Here is a 16,397-nt window from a genome sequence, read left to right as displayed (position 1 = left end):
TGCAAACGGCGCACCAGCGCCGAACGACACTCAACCCCAGACCATGACGCGATTGCCTCCCGCGCGCTTAGCCATGTACATCGCGCTGTCGGCCTGGAACAGAAGGTCTTCGCCAGTCGCACCGTGGCGGGGGTACTCCGATACTCCTATCGAGAGCGCGCTGGTCAATACTTGGTCCTCGTAAACGATCCGCAAATCCTGGAACGCCAAGCGACAGGACTCGGCGCGCTGAGCCGCAGTCATCAGCGGCGCACCAGGCAGAATTGCCACGAATTCATCGCCGCCGAAGCGGCAAACAATATCCTCACTGCGCAGATGGCGCAGCAATAATGCCGCCAACTCCTTCAATACCAAATCGCCCGCCGGATGGCCGTAGGTGTCGTTGAGTGGCTTGAAACGATCGATGTCGATCATCACCAAGCTGAGGGGCCGGTCCTCCCGAGCCGCACGTAGCAGCTCGCGACGCAGCGTCTCCTCCATGTAGCGCCGGTTGAACAACGACGTCAACGGATCGCGTACCGCCAGGTCTCTCAGTCTTTCCTGCAATAGCCGGTTTTGGGCCAATTGGGCTTCAAGCTGCTCGTTGCTGGCCTGTAATTTGTCCTCCACCAGCTTGCGATCAGTGATATCGATCAGAAAACACAGAATCACGGACTGGGTACCTTTTCCATCCCGCAATAGACTGGCGGACAAATCGCCGCAAAATAGACTGCCGTCCTTGCGGACCAAACGCTTTTCCCCCCGGTACTGATCGAGTTTACCCTCCAACAGCATTTCGGCTCGTTCATACGTTAGGAAATCCTCTTCCGGGAGGGTGAGGTCGTTCGGACACAAGGCGCTCATTTCCTCGGCCGTGTACCCGAACATGTCCAGCCAGCACCGATTCACGTCCAGAAAGTCCAAATTCCTGTCGAATAAGGCAATTCCGACGGCCGCCTGGTCGAATATCCCCCAACACATCGTGATATCGGAACGAAACTTGGCTTTTTCCGGCTTGGAAACTTCCGCAACCATTTCGCTCAAAGCCAGCACGGCGATGCGCGTGCCACTCGTGTCCTCGGCCGCATTGGCGGTGATCGAATAGCGGCATGTTTTCGAGGCATTCTTAAGGACTACCTCCGCATGGGCCGTTTCATTACCCTGCTGCATCGAATCGAGTAGACGCTGCAGAACCTTCTGGTCGGGGAACAGCGCCGCCCCGTCGAGTCCAGGTTTGGCGGCATCGCCGAACAGTTCGCGAGCCGCACGATTGAGAAACAACAGCTTTTGGTCGGCACATCGAACCGTGAGAACGGGAACCGGAATCTGGTCGTTCCAATCAGGTATGGGGTTCGGAAACTCGGGATTCAACACGAAATCCTGTGGGGCGTGTATCTAAAATTGTCCGGTAAGCAAGCCGACCAGTCGCTAGTCGTTCCGCTAAGCACTAGCCATTCCGTTACTCGGATATTAGCAAGGGCTAAGATGAACATCCACCGCGGGCCCGAACTCGTTCCGGACTCTAAAACATTGGACCGTCTGCTGTGGCGAATCGTCGGCAGCCGACTCGTCGCTAGATAAGTCATTCGGCGACGCGATTTGTTCCGTGTCGTCGGCGAATCGGCAAGCTCAAGGCAGCAAATACCGGGCACCCCGAGCCGCTCTTACCCAGATTTCGAGCGGCCGACGGTCCCAATCGGCCGTTTTCGGCGTCTCTGCTCGCTCCCCTCACTCGAGCGCGGAGAGCTTGGCTTCCGTTCGGCGGATCCTCACCGCCTTCCCATTCATGTCGGGTCTGTCTTACGTTTGCACCGAGCACGCCGCTGAAAAACAATATAGATCGCGATAATCATTCCGTTGCCGGCATTTGTTCGCTATCGTCAAAAAACGCGATGTACGTCGCGGTTTAGCCATATTCATCAACACTTAATAATAAGAGGGGGAGAGATGAGCGAAACCAAAGCCGGCCCGGGCCGGCACAGAATCGTGGTCGTCGGCGGCGGCGCCGGGGGTCTAGAGCTGGTCACACGGCTCGGCAAACGCCTGGGCAAGAAGGCCGAGATTACGCTGATTGATTGCAGCCGTACCCATCTCTGGAAACCTTTGCTGCACGAAGTGGCCGCAGGCACCCTGGATTCCCATGACGACGAGCTGGAGTATCTCGCCCATGCGAGCAGCAACGGTTTCCGATACGTGCTGGGACGCATGGACGGCCTCGACCGCGCCAACAAACAAGTCCATCTGGCGGCGATGGTGAACGAAAAAGGCGAAGAGATCATGCCGCCGCGTACACACCCTTACGATATCCTGGTCATCGCGGTAGGCAGCATCTGCAACGATTTCGGTATCCCCGGCGTAACCGAACACTGCTTGTTCCTGGACACCACCGAGCAGGCGGAACAGTTCCAAAACCGGTTGCTGGAAGCCTATTTCCACGCCCACGCCACCGGCGGCGTCAAGGAGATCGGCCAGTTGGACATCGCCATCGTCGGCGGTGGCGCCACCGGCATCGAGTTATCCGCCCAGCTGCACCAGGCGACGCGGCTCCTGAGCGCCTATGGCCTCGACAACGTGAAACCGTCAGATATCCAAATTCACATCATCGAGGCTGCCGACCGATTGCTCCCCGGGCTGCCGGAGCGCCTGTCAAAATCCTCTCTCAAGCAACTGGAAAGCCTCGGCATTCAGGTCCATCTGGGTGAACGCATCGTGGAAGTTACCCAGGAGGGCATGAAGACCCAGAGCGGCCATTTCATCCCCGCGGCGCTGAAGGTGTGGGCGGCCGGCGTCAAAGCGCCCGATTTTCTGAAGTCCATTAAGGATCTCGAAACCAACCAGCTCAACCAAATCGTTGTGCGCCAAACGCTCCAAACGACGGTCGACGACGATATCTTCGCCATCGGCGACTGTGCCGCCTGCCCATGGCCGGAAAAGAACGCCACAGTTCCGCCGCGCGCCCAGTCCGCGCATCAGCAAGCCAGCCTCGTGTTGAAGAACATCCAGCGAAAACTGGAGGGTAAGCCTCTGCTCAACTTTCGCTACAAGGACTATGGCTCTCTGGTGTCGCTCGGCAAATACAGCACTGTCGGCAACCTCATGGGCAATCTTCTGGGCACCGTGATGATCGAGGGCCTGATCGCCAGGCTGGTTTACCTTTCCCTCTACAAGATGCACCAACTTGCGCTGTTCGGACCTTTCCGTGTCGGCATGCTGATGGTCGCCGGCTTCTTCCGGCGGAGATTGCAGCCGAAGATCAAGCTGCACTGAGCGTCTTCGAACCGAGCCAAGAGCCGAGCGCTCGCATCATTCCGATGGCGTCCCGATCAGAGTGGTCGTGGCCGAAAGCCCCTGATCGTCCACGACACGGACGGTGTGCCGACCCGGCTTTCCGGACCAGCTGATGGTGGCTCCCTCCCCCACATAGGCATCGTCCACGAACCAGAACAGACGGTGCCGGCCGCCTGAGGCGACCGCCGAGAACTCGATGGGGTTCGCCTCGCCAGCGCGGATCGGGTAATTCGCGTCCGGCTGAGGCGAGAGGATGCGGGGCGCCCCTGACCCGGCATCGCCGCCGGCGAGATCCTCGCAGGGTTTTTCGAAAGGTGGCGGAACGTCGCGGCGCACGCCCGCGAGGCGGAACAAATCCAGTTCATCGCTATCCCAAAATTCCGCCACCTGCGGCCGGCCGCGGGCTTCGTCGCCCCGGCACAGGCGCAGACCGCTGGCGGGATCCACATAAATCAGCCGGTGAACCGTGCATTGGCGAATAGGCGAAACGCCGCGAATGATCCATCCCTTTTTCCCATGCGGACACCAGGGCGAGCGTAGGGCGCCGGAGACCGGGCAAATCTCGACGCTCTTGAGCCCAGGAGGCGGAACGGGTCGGGTGCCCGCCTCCGGACGTTCCAGAGCAACGGCCTCGAGTATGGCGAAGAGGAGCGGACCGGCCAGCTCGCGGCCCACCAACCAACGATTAGGCGTACCGTCGAAATTGCCCAGCCACACTCCGGCCAGCAGATCGCCCGCCAAGCCCACCGCCCAAGCATCCCTGAAACCGGAGGAGGTGCCGGTCTTCCAGGCGACCGGAAGGGCGCTGGAATAGGCCCGAGCGCCGAAACTTCGTTGCGGGCGCGGATTAGCCTCGAGCATTTGCCGCACGAGAAAGGCGGCTTCCGGAGAGAGCAAACGGCGTGTCGCAGGAACGGGGTTCCCGGGCCGCCCGCCGCTCAACCAGCGCAATTCCCGCCACTCGCCTCCGTTGGCGAGCAAGGCGTACAGTCTCAACAAGTCTTCCATGGACAACTCCGCTCCGCCCATGGCCAGTGCCAGCCCGTAGTACGCTTCCTCCCTGGAAAAACGCAATCCGGCCTGTCGCAGGAACTGAAACAAGGTCGGCTTGCTCAAGCGCTCGAGCAAGGCAACAGCCGGAACGTTACGGCTGCGCACCAAAGCCTCGGTGGCGGACAAGGGGCCGTAAAAATCCCGCTCGAAGTTTTCCGGCTGGTATTCCCCTACCCGTAGCGGCGTGTCCTTGAGCAGCGTGTCCGGCGTGATCAGCCCCTGGTCCAAGCCCAAGGCATAAATGAAAGGCTTGAGTGTGGATCCGGGCGAACGGCGGGCTTTCAAGCCGTTGACAAAGCCCTGGATACGGCGGTCGAGATAATCGGCCGACCCGACATAAGCCAACACCTCCATGGTAGGGGCGTGAACCACCATGGCGCTGGCGTTAACGATACCCTGCGCGCGATGCTGGCGGATGAAGCTGGTCAACAACTCTTCCGCCAGCCCTTGAACCTTGGAATCTAGCGTGGAATGAAACGTGCCGTTACCGAACAGCTCGTGCAGGCGTTCGGAGAAATGCGGCGCACGCAGAGGCAGGTCCTCCCGCCGCCGAAACCATAGCCGCCCGAAACCAGGGTCGTCGCCGTAGACTGTCCGCCAGGCCTGCTCCAGCGCCGATCGGCCTCTCTTGCCCAGGGGCGCCCGCTGCGCGGGGTTCTGGGGAATCAGCGCCAAAGCCCGCGCCTCGTCCTCACTCAGCCGGCTTGCAGGTTTGCGGAAATAAACCCAGGCCGCGGCGCCCGCACCCTCGATATTGGCGCCGTATGGCGCCAGATTCAGGTATGCCTCGAGCAGCACCGCCTTGGAAAAATGCCGTTCCAGCCAGAGCGCGTAGGCGATCTGCCGGAGCTTTCCTTCCAGGGTGTTGGTCTTCAGCCGCCAGCGTTGGCGAGCGAGTTGCATGCTTAGGGTCGAAGCCCCCAGCCAGCGGTCGCGGACGATGAAGCTGTGCCAGGTCGCGCGAGCCAGGGCAACTGGGTTGACGCCAGGGTGGAAAAAAAACCAGCGGTCCTCGTATTGCAGCGTGGCCTGCCGGAGCGCCTCGGGCAGTTCCGCCAAGGGCGTCCATAAACGATATTTCTCGTCCGAACTCAGGCTCAACCGCAGTAACCGACCTTCCCGGTCGGTAACGGCGTACGAACTGTCGGCCTGGTTAACCAGCAAGGGCGGCGGGACCAAGCCCAGGACCACCCAAACGGAAACACCCGAGACCACGACCGAGAGGATGAAGCCCTCCAGGACTTTACGGCGGCAGAACCCAATGAAGAACGCCTTCGGCACGGCCATCGCGGATGAATCGGCCCACCCGCGTCATTCGCCCTTTCCGCGCACGCTCATTCCGTGACCCTTATCGTGCCCGCCAGTCCCCGGTACTGAATCTCGGTGTCGTACATCCCCTCGGCGAACACCGGCGGCACGGCGTAGGTGCCGATGTTGAGGGGTTTCAGGCGAAACTCGAAGTATTTCTCGCCGCCATCCAGGGCGCCGAAAAACACCACCCGGTCTTCCTGCACGTCGATATAATCGGGTTCCCACAGCGGCTTTTTTTCGATCGGCAGGGATTTGCGCGAAGCCAAACCGTCCTCGCTGAGGTCAATTTCGAAGCCCCCCGGAATCAGCATGACCACCGCCAGATTCTTCATAGGCCGGTCCGGATGTAGTGCAAGACGAATGTGGAGCTTGTCCTGCAAGCTGAGTTCCCGGATCTTTTCGCCCTTGGCGTCGAGCAACTGGCGGTTAATGGTGACGCCTTGAGAGATAGGCTTCGCCGGCGGGGTTTTGTCGTAGCCCCGTTCAGTGAGCTGATAGTAGAGGTTCCAGCTCGCGTCGCCTTTGATTTCGAGGGGGCGGGTGGTGGGTTCCAGTACGGCACGCTTGACGGTGCTGCCTTGCAGGGCCAGCGGAGCCGGCGGTCGTCCTGCCGACACCTGCAACGCCTTGCCATCGGCCTGAGCAAAACGGGACCAAAGACTGCCGAGGCCCAACAGCGCCCATGAGCCTCGGAACGAACTGACACGCTGCTTGACCAGATCCTGGGAGAGATCCACCAGATAGCGCCCGAACTGCGGGTCTTGCGAGTCGAGCGACTCCGGCGCGTGCTTGTTGACCAGATAAAGATAAAGGCTGAGCGCGTCCGGATCCTTCTGGATTCCCCAGGGCAGCGACCCGGTCTTTTTCCAGGCTCGCCGTACCTCGCCGAAATAGCGGTCGGCCTCGGAGTCCAGATGATGCAGCTTGTAGGCGGCGCCGAGGAAGAACCGAACCCGGTTGACGGGTTCCCCGCCCTGCTCCCACTGCCTCTGCATATCGGCATCGAAGGAACGCAGGCGCTCGGCCACGTTCCGTCCGGAGCGCGCCAGCAGATACAGAGCGTAGCTCTGCGCCTCGTGCTCCTCCGGGCGGTAACGCGGTGTCTGGGCGTATTGATCGGCAAAGGACATCGCCCGCTCGAACATCGAGTCCGCGACCTCGTAACCCCGATCCCGCGCTTCCAGCATCAGATGGGCAGCGTACAAGGAGTAGAACGGGTCACCGCCATCGGCAGCCGACCAAAAGCCGAAACTGCCGTCGTATTTCTGCCGAGTTTGCAGGATACGCAAGCTGCGCTCCAGCAGTCTTTCCGGATCGTCGGGCGACAGACCCAGCTCCGGATTAGCGCCCAGCACGACGGCAGGAAAGGCCTGACTGACCACTTGCTCAGTGCAGCCGTACGGGTAATGTTTCAAAAATTCGACGATGCCGCGCAGATAGGCGCCTGGCGTGACCGAGACTGCCAGTTCGGCGTGGCGCTCCGCATCGTAAAGCTCGCGTGTCAGATCCAGCGAACGGGTTTTGCCGGCCTTTTGCTCGTCCATGCGCAGCACGCCCATTTGCAGGGTGGTGAGCAGGGGTTGCGAGGGTCTGATGCTCATCTCCTCGCTGTAGCCGGCCTCCTCACCGCCGCCCGCGACGCGATAGCGGACTTCGATCGGTCCCAGCTTTTCCTTGGCTTTGGCGCGGAAGCGCACGGTGCCGTCCCGCCCGGGCGACAGTTTTAAGGTCTGCGGGTTGGGCGACAGCAGCTCCAGGGCGTCGCCGGCGCTGACAGACACTTCCAGAGACTTGTCTCCCGGCTTGCCCGTGGTGTCGGCCACCAGCACGCCCAAGTCGAATTCATCGCCGGGCGCTACCACGTAAGGCTGCTGAGGCTGGATCACGTATGGGTTGTGGGCGACGGTGCGTACGGCAGACGCTCCGATCTTGCCGGCGTTCACCGCGACGGCCAGCACCCGAACACTGCCGTTGAAATACTCGGGAACCGGCACCGACCAGACATGCTCTCCCGGCGCGGCATCGATGATGCCCGACCAGACCGCCAGCGGCGGCTTGCGCTTGCGGGCGAAGGGATTCTTGTACTTGCCGAAGGTTTCCGCATCGCCGTCGCCCCCGGGTGCGGAAATCTTCTGCACTAAGGCATAGTCCGGCAGAATCATGTCCAGGATCTGGTGGGTTCTGACCTGTGTCGCGTCTCGTGTGATTATTTACCGAGAAGGAGTTATGCTCTGTTCGAAGCCCGGAGCCTTCTCCAGGAGATATTCGGTTCGTCCAAGTGAGGTTTCTCTCCATGCAGATTCGTCTTCATAAGAACGCCCGTACCACCCCGGCCGTTCGGCAGGCCATTCAAGCGTCCACGTTGAGCGAGCGCGCCTTGGCCCAAAAGCATGGCATTAGCCGAACGACCGTCCGCAAGTGGAAACACCGCTCCTCGGTCGAAGATGCCTCACACCGGCCCCACACCCTCAGAACCACGCTCACGCCCGCCCAGGAAGCCATCGTGGTCTACCTCCGCCAAGCTCTGCTCCTCCCCTTGGATGATCTCCTGGCCGTGACCCGGGAATTTCTCAATCCCGCCGTGTCCCGTTCCGGGCTAGACCGCTGCCTGCGCCGCCACGGGGTGGCGTCCCTCAAGACCCTGCTTCCGCCTACAGAGAAGGCGAAGGTCAAACCCTTCAAGGCCTATGAGCCCGGCTTCCTTCACCTGGATGTTAAGTACTTGCCCGCCATCGACGGCGAACCCCGCCGATACCTGTTCGTCGCCATCGACCGCGCCACCCGCTGGGTCTATGTCGCCCTCAAGCCCAACCGCTCCGCCTTAAGCGCAAAGGACTTCCTCAAAGCGGTGATTCAGGCCGCGCCTTTCCGCATCCAGAAATGCCTGACCGACAACGGCTCGGAGTTTACCGACCGTTTCCTGACCCGAACTCGGCAGCCCTCGGGGACGCATGAGTTTGACCGCCTCTGTACTGAACAAGGCATCGAACATCGCCTGATTCCGCCGGGACGGCCCCAAACGAATGGCCTGGTGGAACGCTTCAATGGCCGCATCGAGGAGGTGTTGCAAACCCATCACTTCGATTCAACCGCCGATCTGGACACCACCCTGCACCGCTATGTCGAGCTGTACAATCATCACATTCCCCAAAAGGCCTTAGGCCATCTCACCCCGATCCAGGCTCTCAAAAACTGGCAACTGTCCCATCCTCATCTTTTTCGAAAGAAGGTTTACGATCTTGCGGGACTTGACACTTATCCCAGTCCGCGCGCAGCACCGGAAGCTCGCACTCAACGCCTTTCTCCATGTTAGCCGAGGCGCCGGCGCCGTCCCGATCGCGCAAACGGACGACGCCGGGTTTGAGTTCAAACCGGAGCTTGCCGTCTTGCGCCGGCCGCACCAAGGCATCGGAACGGACCACGATCCGAGCACCATGCCCAGATTTCAAAGGCACCGGATGGTTTTCGCCCAGGGTCGCGACGAACACGGGGTTGTCTACCGGGTAGTTGAAATGCAGTAACGCCACTAACTCCCGCCTAAAGGGAGCTTCGCGAATGTCGTTCCAGACGCAGGTCTCGAGCGTCGCCTTCAGCGGGGGCGTACGGTAGGTCAAGCGGAGCGTGTCGAGACGATAGCCTTGCCGCAGGCTCACGCCCTGCAGCGTGATCGTCAGCGAGGTATCGGGCTCGAAGGTCCTATTGGCTGGCAGGAAAACCAGGCGGGACGGATCCTCCCATCGCCAGACGCCATCCAAGTGCGGTTCCAGCTGGGGCGAAGGATCAGGTGTTTGGCCCACCGCATCCAAGGGCGCGACTTCGTGGGGGAAGTTGAGCACCAGCATCGAAGTCCAGTGCCGATGATTGAGAAGGTAGACCGTCGGGCTCACGGATTCCCGCCCCTGGTCGCACCCGGAAAGAATCGATGAAATTAACCCAGTCAAAATGAAAAAACGAAAGATGGACCACCAAAGGCGCAGCGCTCGGCCCATAAGTTTTTTTCCTTTTTAGAATCCCCAAGTAACTTTACGTCGACACCGGGCCCAACGCCCAAAATCGTTGGTTATTCACGACATGACGAAGGAAATCGGTGGCTCAGGCCAAACGGAAAGGTTGGCATGGGAAAGAGCCCACTCGAGAGCGCTGTCCTTGGTTGTCGCCGCCCTAGGCCTTAGGAACCACACACACCTGCTCACAGAGCGGCAATCGAATCACGAATTCGCTGCCTTTGCCAAGTCCTTCACTCTTGACTTCGACCTGACCGCCATGCATCTCAACGATCTTCTGAACGATCATCAAACCTAGTCCGAGGCCGCCTTGTCTGCGATCCAGCGTACGAGTGGCTTGGGTGAATGCATCAAATAAATGAGGCATCAAAGCGCTCGAGATACCTTCCCCGGTATCGCGAATGGAAATGATCGCTTTCCCGTTTTCGGCGACTGCGGTAAGCCAGATGTGGCCGCCTTCCATCGTGTATTTGGCGGCGTTGTCGAGGAGATTCGAGATGACCTGAACCAAGCGCACTTCGTCTCCTTCGAGATAAATCGGCTCTTCCGGCATCGTGACCGACAGCGTGTGGTGTCTCGAATCGATCAGCGGCTGGCTGGTTTCAACAGCTTGCGTGACGACCTTTGCGAGATCGACCAGGGTCGTTTGAAGCGTGAGCTTGCCCTGTACGATACGCGAGACATCCAATAGATCGTTGACCAATCGCACCAGGTGATCGAGCTGCCGGTCCACGACATCGCGCGCCCATTGCAGCTTGGGATCGTGGGTATCCAGCTTGCGCATGACCTGAACCGCATTTCGGATAGGCGCCAGCGGATTTCGGAGCTCGTGACCGAGCATGGCAATGAATTCGTTCTTTTGCCGATCGGCCTCGCGTAGCGCTTCCTCGGCCCGCTTGCGGTCGGTGATGTCCCGTAACACCCCGATCATGCGCACGGGCGTACCCTGCGCGTTATAGTGGAACTCTCCGATCGACGAAACCCAGCGAACCGAACCGTCCGGCCAGACGATGCGGAAATCGCAGTCGTAGCGGAATTGATGGTCCCTCGCTTCGTCTACGGCGGCCGAGACAAGCGGCAAATCCTCCGGATGTATTCGATCGGAAATCATGTGTTCGTCCATCACGGTTTCCTTGGGTGGATAGCCAAAAAGCGCGGCGTGACGAGCATTCCCCACGACTTTGTGGCTCTCGAGGTCCCAATCCCAGGTCCCCATCTGGGCGGCATCGATCGCCAATCGGTACCGCTCTTCGCTTTCTCTCAATGCCTGCTCCCGCTTGACGCTTTCGCTGATGTCCATGACCACCACCGCGGCGCCCGCAATGCGACCGGACGCGTCACGGATAGGTGCGGCGCTGTTGTGAATGCTTGCCCTAACCCCGTCGAACCTCAGAATTTCCACCAGCTGCCCGACGACCGGCTCTCCTTTTTTCAACACCTGGGCCGGTGCCCATTCATCCGGCTGGACCGGCTTGCCGGTATCCGCCCACCACGCTTTAAAGACGGTATAGTCGTCTACCGATCGCACAGGCGGACAAGGTGCGTCCCAGACCTGATCGACGGCCCGATTGGCGCCGATGATGCCGCCTTGGGCGTCCAGGATGGCGACGCCCACGGGCAGGGTTTCCATGATGGCTTCGAGCCGGTTCCGCTCATTCACAACCTCGGCATGCGCCGCATTTAGCGCCTGTTCGGCCTTTTGGCGCTCGACGATTTCCCGCTCGAGCCGCTCCTTCTGCCGCAGCACCTCGAGGAGCGCCTTTCGCTCTCCGCTGCGCAGAAGCGAAATCATGAGGCCCAGCACGCCACCCACGATCAGTAGCAGCATGGCTCTGAGCCACTCCTTCTCTTCGAAGATCTGCCAGGACTGGTAAGGTTCGATCAAATAGAAAATGGCTGACAGGGTACTCAAAACCGTGGCGAGGAACCCCGCGCCGAAGCCGCCCTGCCAGGCCGCGAGCGCCACACCGAGCAGGAAAAGAAGCAAAGGCGGCGATCCGGTAAAAAGCGGCAGCAGAAGATACTGGATAATCGCTACGATTGCAGTCGCGATTACCGCTACGACATAACCGTTCGTCAAAACTCGTTTGATGGGAAGTCTGTGCAAGGAAACCGCCTTTATCGATCAGAATCTGTCCGGATAATACCGAAGCGCCAATATCTGTTGCGGAAAATACGACACCTCGAACAAAATCGCCATGACAAAACTGATACATCGGCCTGAACGGCGTTGCCGCCGGGACCTCGACTCAAAGGGATTTCGGCTCCGAGCGATAGCTAATCTTCCGCGACGATTAGCCGGATTGAGATTGCCGTTCGCTTTGGGGTAACGTAGTCCAATGATCCTCGACCGCTTTCATCCCGCCGTCTCGGCCTGGTTCCGCGACGCCTTTCCCGCGCCCACCGAATGCCAGACCGAAGCCTGGGACGCCATCAAATCCGGCCGGCATACGCTGATTGCCGCGCCCACCGGCTCCGGCAAAACCCTCGCGGCGTTCTTGGCCGCCATTGACGACCTGGTTCGGGAAGGCGAAGTCTTCGGCTTGCCGGAAGAAACCCGCGTACTCTACATCTCGCCGCTCAAAGCGCTGAGCAACGACATCCACAAGAACCTCGAAGCGCCGCTGGACGGCATCAACGCAAAACTGTTCGAGCTCGGCTCGACCGACGTGGCAATCCGCTCGCAGGTCCGAACCGGCGACACCCCGGCGCTGGCGCGGGCGGCCATGAGCAAGCATCCGCCCCATATCCTGGTGACCACGCCCGAGTCGGTTTATATCCTGCTCACCAGCGAGGGCGGCCGGCGCATGCTGAAAACCGTGCGCACGGTGATCGTCGACGAAATCCACGCGGTGGTGGGTAGCAAGCGCGGGTCGCACCTGGCCTTGTCGCTCGAACGTCTAGAACGCCTGGTCGAGCACCGCCTTACCCGCATCGGCCTCTCCGCGACCCAGAATCCTATCGAGTCGGTCGCCCGCTTTCTGACCGGCGGGGCCGATTGCCGCATCATCGACACCGGACACCGGCGCCGGCTCGACCTTGCCATCGAATTGCCCGATTCGCCGCTCGAAGCGGTGTTGTCCCAGCAGGCGGCCAAGGAAATCTACGACCGCATGACGGCGCTGATCGAGGCGCACAAGACCACGCTGATCTTCGTCAACACGCGCCGCCTGGCGGAACGGGTGGCCCGCGCCCTGAGCGAACGGCTGGGCGAAGAGCACGTCACCTCGCACCACGGCAGCCTGTCGCGGGAACAGCGCCTGTCCGCCGAACACCGCTTGAAAACCGGCAAGCTGAAAGCATTGGTCGCCACTGCCTCTTTGGAACTCGGCATCGACGTGGGCGACGTGGACCTGGTTTGCCAACTGGGTACCACCGGCTCGATCTCCACCTTTCTGCAGCGGGTGGGCCGTTCCGGTCATTTCGCCGGCGGTTTGCCCAAGGGCCGGCTGTTCCCGGCCAGCCGGGACGATCTCATCGAGTGCATCGCCCTGCTAGACGCGGTGCGGCGGGGCGAACTGGACCGTTTGGTCATGCCACAGAAACCGATGGACGTCCTGGCCCAACAGATCGTGGCGATGGTGGCCGCGGAGGATTGGTCCGAGGACGAGCTCTATCGCACCGTCTGCCGGGCATATCCCTACCGGGATCTGAGCCGGAAGGAATTCGACGACGTTGTGAAGATGCTGGCGGAAGGCTTCAGCAGCCGGCGCGGCACGCGCGGTGCCTACGTGCACCGGGACGGTATCCACAAGCGCCTGCGCGCCCGTCGCGGCGCGAGACTCACCGCCGTGACCTGCGGCGGGGCGATCCCGGACAATTCCGAATACCGCGTGATCCTGGAACCTTCGGGGGAATTCATAGGCACCGTCGACGAAGATTTCGCTATCGAAAGTCTGGCCGGTGACATTTTCCAACTCGGCAACGCGAGCTGGCGAGTCTTGCGCTTAGAAGCCGGCACCCTGCGCGTCGAGGACGCCCGTAATCAGCCGCCCAGCATCCCGTTCTGGTTCGGCGAAGCCCCGGGGCGGACGCACGAGCTGTCCTATGCGGTGGCGCGGCTACGGCGGGAAATCGAGGATCGTTTAGAGGACAACGCTTGTGATCGAAACCTCAACCTTTCCGCCGCCAGAGCCTTTCTCGAAAACGAGGTCAGCATTTCGCCGCTGGCCGCATCGCAGGCCGTCAATTATCTCGCCGCGGCCAAACTCGCCTTGGGTACGCTCCCAACCCTGGACACCTTGGTGTTCGAGCGCTTCTTCGACGAATCGGGCGGGATGCAGTTCATCATTCACGCGCCCTATGGCAGCCGGGTCAATCGCGCCTGGGGCCTCGCTTTACGCAAGCGCTTCTGCCGCACCTTCAATTTCGAACTTCAAGCCGCCGCCACCGAGAACGCCATCATTCTCTCCTTAGGCACTTCGCAAAGCTTCGCGCTGGAAGACGTCACTCGTTTCTTGAATACCCGTACCGTGCGCGACACCCTGGTGCAAGCGCTGCTCGCAGCCCCTATGTTCACCGTGCGCTGGCGCTGGAACGCGGTCTGTTCGCTGGCGCTCAAGCGCTTCCAGGGAGGCCGCAAGACGCCCCCTTATCTCCTCCGCATGCAGGCGGAAGACCTCGTCACCGCGGTGTTCCCCGACCAGCTCGCATGCTTCGAGAACATCGTCGGAGATCGGGAGGTGCCCGATCACCCGCTGGTCAACCAGACCGTGCATGATTGCCTGACCGAAGCGATGGACATTGACCGGCTGATTGAGGTAATCGGCGGAATCGAAAACGGCACGATCCGCGTGGTCTGTCGTGATCTCACCGAACCTTCGCCGCTCGCCGCCGAAATCGTCAACTCCAAGATTTACAGCTTCCTCGACGACGCGCCTCTGGAAGAGCGCCGGACCCGCGCGGTAGCGAGCCGCCGCTGGCTCGATCCTTCGGAAGCTTCAGACCTCGGCCGTCTCGATCAGGCAGCCATCGACCGGGTACGGCAGGAAGCCTGGCCCGAAGCCGCCAACGCCGACGAATTGCACGATGCCTTGCAGATGCTGGGCTTTCTTCGGCAATCCGAGGCAGAAATCGGTTGGGAAGGATTCTTTCGCGAATTGAAACTGCAAGGCCGAGTAACGGAATTAGTCGGCCCGACCGGCAACCAGCTCTGGATCGCAGCCGAGCGCTTGCCGCAATTCCGCGCAGTATATGCCCAAGCAGACGGCTCTTCGTCCGCTCGCATCGTTTATGCCGCACAACTGCCGCCGGAGTACCGGGCACAAAACTGGACACCGGAAGACGCGCTGAAAGAAATCGTTCGCGCACGCATCGATTGTACCGGGCCGGTCAGGGCGGCGGAACTGGCGGAAGCCTTGGGCCTTCCGGTCACGCGCATCGAGGCCGCTCTCTCGGCACTGCAAACCGAAGGCTTCGTCCTGCGCGGATCGTACACCCCCGGAAGCAACACCGAAGAATGGTGCGAAAGACGCTTGCTGGCGCGCATCCATCGCTACACCATCAACCGTTTGCGCCAGGAAATCGAACCGGTTTCCGGTGCGGATTTCATGCGTTTTCTGTTCCGCTGGCAGCACGTGCATCCCGAAAATCGCATGCAGGGCGCACAGGCGCTCGCGGCAATCGTGGCCCAACTGGAAGGCTTCGAGGCAGCCGCGGTCGCCTGGGAAGGCGATCTGCTGCCGGCACGAATCGCTGACTACGATCCGGCCTGGCTCGACGCCTTATGCCTTTCGGGCAAGATCGTCTGGACCCGGTTGTCCGCCAGCAAAAGCGGGCAAGGACCGGTCAAATCCTCACCCATGGCGCTCGTCAGTCGGCGTCATCTCGCCTACTGGCAACAGTTCGCAGCCGCGTGCGACTCGACCGACTTGTCACCCTCCGCACAGCGTGTAGCCGATATCTTGAGCACCCGCGGCGCATTGTTCTTCGAAGAACTGGCCCAGTGGGCAGGACTCCTGCCGACTCAGCTGGAAAATGCGCTGGCGGAACTGGTGGCGCGCGGGCGAGTCGCCTCGGACAGTTTCATGGGATTACGTGCTCTACTGATGCCGGAGCAAAAAAAGCAACGCTATCGGGGACTTTCCTTCGGAATGGCGGAAGCCGGACGCTGGACACTGGTTCAGCCGCCGCCGCGGATTGACGAAAGCCCGTCCGAGGCGGTCAATCAAGAAGCCGCCGAGCATGTCGCCGGGACTCTGCTCAAGCGTTATGGCGTTGTGTTTCGGGCGTTGTTGGCGCGCGAGACCATTGTGCCGGCCTGGCATGACCTCCTTCGTATCTATCGGCGTCTAGAAGCCCGCGGCGAGATACGCGGCGGACGCTTCGTGGCCGGACATTTCGGCGAACAGTTCGCCTTGCCCGAAGCGGTGGAGATCCTGCGCGCGGTGCGCAAAGAGCAGGATAGGGAAACCCTAGTCACGCTCAGCGCCGTCGACCCGCTAAACCTCGTCGGCATCGTCACACCCGGCGCCAAAATCCCCGCCCTCCCCGGCAACCGCGTGCTATTCCGGGGCGGCATCCCGACCGCCCTGTACATCGGTAAGGAAACGCAGTTCCTGGTTTCGGTGGAGAAACACCGAGAGTGGGAATTCAAGAACCGGCTGACACAACGAACCATCCCGCCGCAACTGCGGGCTTATCTCGGCTCGGCATCTTAGGATTCGATGGCAAAGATGTAGCTTGCGATCTCGGGAGCGGTAGGTCGGCGATTCTTTGCCGACAAATCCACTTGCTGGATTATTGCCGCAATAAAAGTCGGGA

The 16,397-nt window shown here is 60.8% G+C and carries 7 protein-coding genes; 3 read left to right on the top strand and 4 right to left on the bottom strand.

Annotated features, from left to right (window positions below; all coding sequences use genetic code 11):
* Positions 1-30: 30 nt before the first annotated feature.
* Positions 31-1,350: a sensor domain-containing diguanylate cyclase gene (locus QEN43_RS21030; RefSeq protein ID WP_156912607.1), complete on the bottom strand. Its 1,320-nt coding sequence runs from the start codon at positions 1,348-1,350 to the stop codon at positions 31-33.
* A gap of 576 nt (positions 1,351-1,926) precedes the next feature.
* On the opposite strand from QEN43_RS21030, the gene QEN43_RS21025 reads away from it, so the two are divergent.
* Positions 1,927-3,246: an NAD(P)/FAD-dependent oxidoreductase gene (locus QEN43_RS21025; protein WP_026608793.1), complete on the top strand. Its 1,320-nt coding sequence runs from the start codon at positions 1,927-1,929 to the stop codon at positions 3,244-3,246.
* A gap of 36 nt (positions 3,247-3,282) precedes the next feature.
* On the opposite strand, the gene pbpC is transcribed toward QEN43_RS21025, so the two are convergent.
* Positions 3,283-5,607 (bottom strand): penicillin-binding protein 1C, encoded by a 2,325-nt coding sequence (pbpC, locus tag QEN43_RS21020; RefSeq protein ID WP_317963576.1) that lies wholly within the window; start codon positions 5,605-5,607, stop codon positions 3,283-3,285.
* 47 nt (positions 5,608-5,654) lie between these two features.
* The gene (locus QEN43_RS21015) at positions 5,655-7,793 is read right to left on the bottom strand and encodes an alpha-2-macroglobulin family protein (protein WP_317963575.1); all 2,139 of its coding nucleotides are present in this window, start codon (positions 7,791-7,793) and stop codon (positions 5,655-5,657) included.
* A gap of 131 nt (positions 7,794-7,924) precedes the next feature.
* On the opposite strand from QEN43_RS21015, the gene QEN43_RS21010 reads away from it, so the two are divergent.
* Positions 7,925-8,944, top strand: a complete 1,020-nt coding sequence (locus tag QEN43_RS21010; protein ID WP_317963574.1) for an IS481 family transposase — start codon at positions 7,925-7,927, stop codon at positions 8,942-8,944.
* 848 nt (positions 8,945-9,792) lie between these two features.
* Here the strand turns inward: QEN43_RS21010 and QEN43_RS21005 are convergent.
* A complete protein-coding gene (locus QEN43_RS21005) occupies positions 9,793-11,742 on the bottom strand; it encodes a sensor histidine kinase (protein ID WP_317963573.1) in 1,950 nt (649 codons plus the stop codon).
* A 232-nt stretch (positions 11,743-11,974) separates the two neighbouring features.
* Here QEN43_RS21005 and QEN43_RS21000 point away from each other — a divergent pair, with 232 nt between their 5' ends.
* Complete coding sequence (locus QEN43_RS21000; protein ID WP_317963572.1) at positions 11,975-16,294, top strand: DEAD/DEAH box helicase; 4,320 nt, start codon at positions 11,975-11,977, stop codon at positions 16,292-16,294.
* The last annotated feature ends 103 nt before the right edge of the window (positions 16,295-16,397 follow it).

It is taken from the genome of Methylocaldum szegediense (genome assembly GCF_949769195.1).
In the GTDB taxonomy this organism is placed as follows: domain Bacteria; phylum Pseudomonadota; class Gammaproteobacteria; order Methylococcales; family Methylococcaceae; genus Methylocaldum; species Methylocaldum szegediense.
This window is presented reverse-complemented; position numbering and strand designations above follow the sequence as displayed.

Coding starts and splice junctions, on each gene's coding strand:
- QEN43_RS21025 (WP_026608793.1), top strand. CDS start 1,927: ATGAGCGAAACCAAAGCCGGCCCGGGCCGGCACAGAATCGTGGTCGTC.
- pbpC (WP_317963576.1), bottom strand. CDS start 5,607: ATGGCCGTGCCGAAGGCGTTCTTCATTGGGTTCTGCCGCCGTAAAGTC.
- QEN43_RS21015 (WP_317963575.1), bottom strand. CDS start 7,793: ATGATTCTGCCGGACTATGCCTTAGTGCAGAAGATTTCCGCACCCGGG.
- QEN43_RS21010 (WP_317963574.1), top strand. CDS start 7,925: ATGCAGATTCGTCTTCATAAGAACGCCCGTACCACCCCGGCCGTTCGG.
- QEN43_RS21000 (WP_317963572.1), top strand. CDS start 11,975: ATGATCCTCGACCGCTTTCATCCCGCCGTCTCGGCCTGGTTCCGCGAC.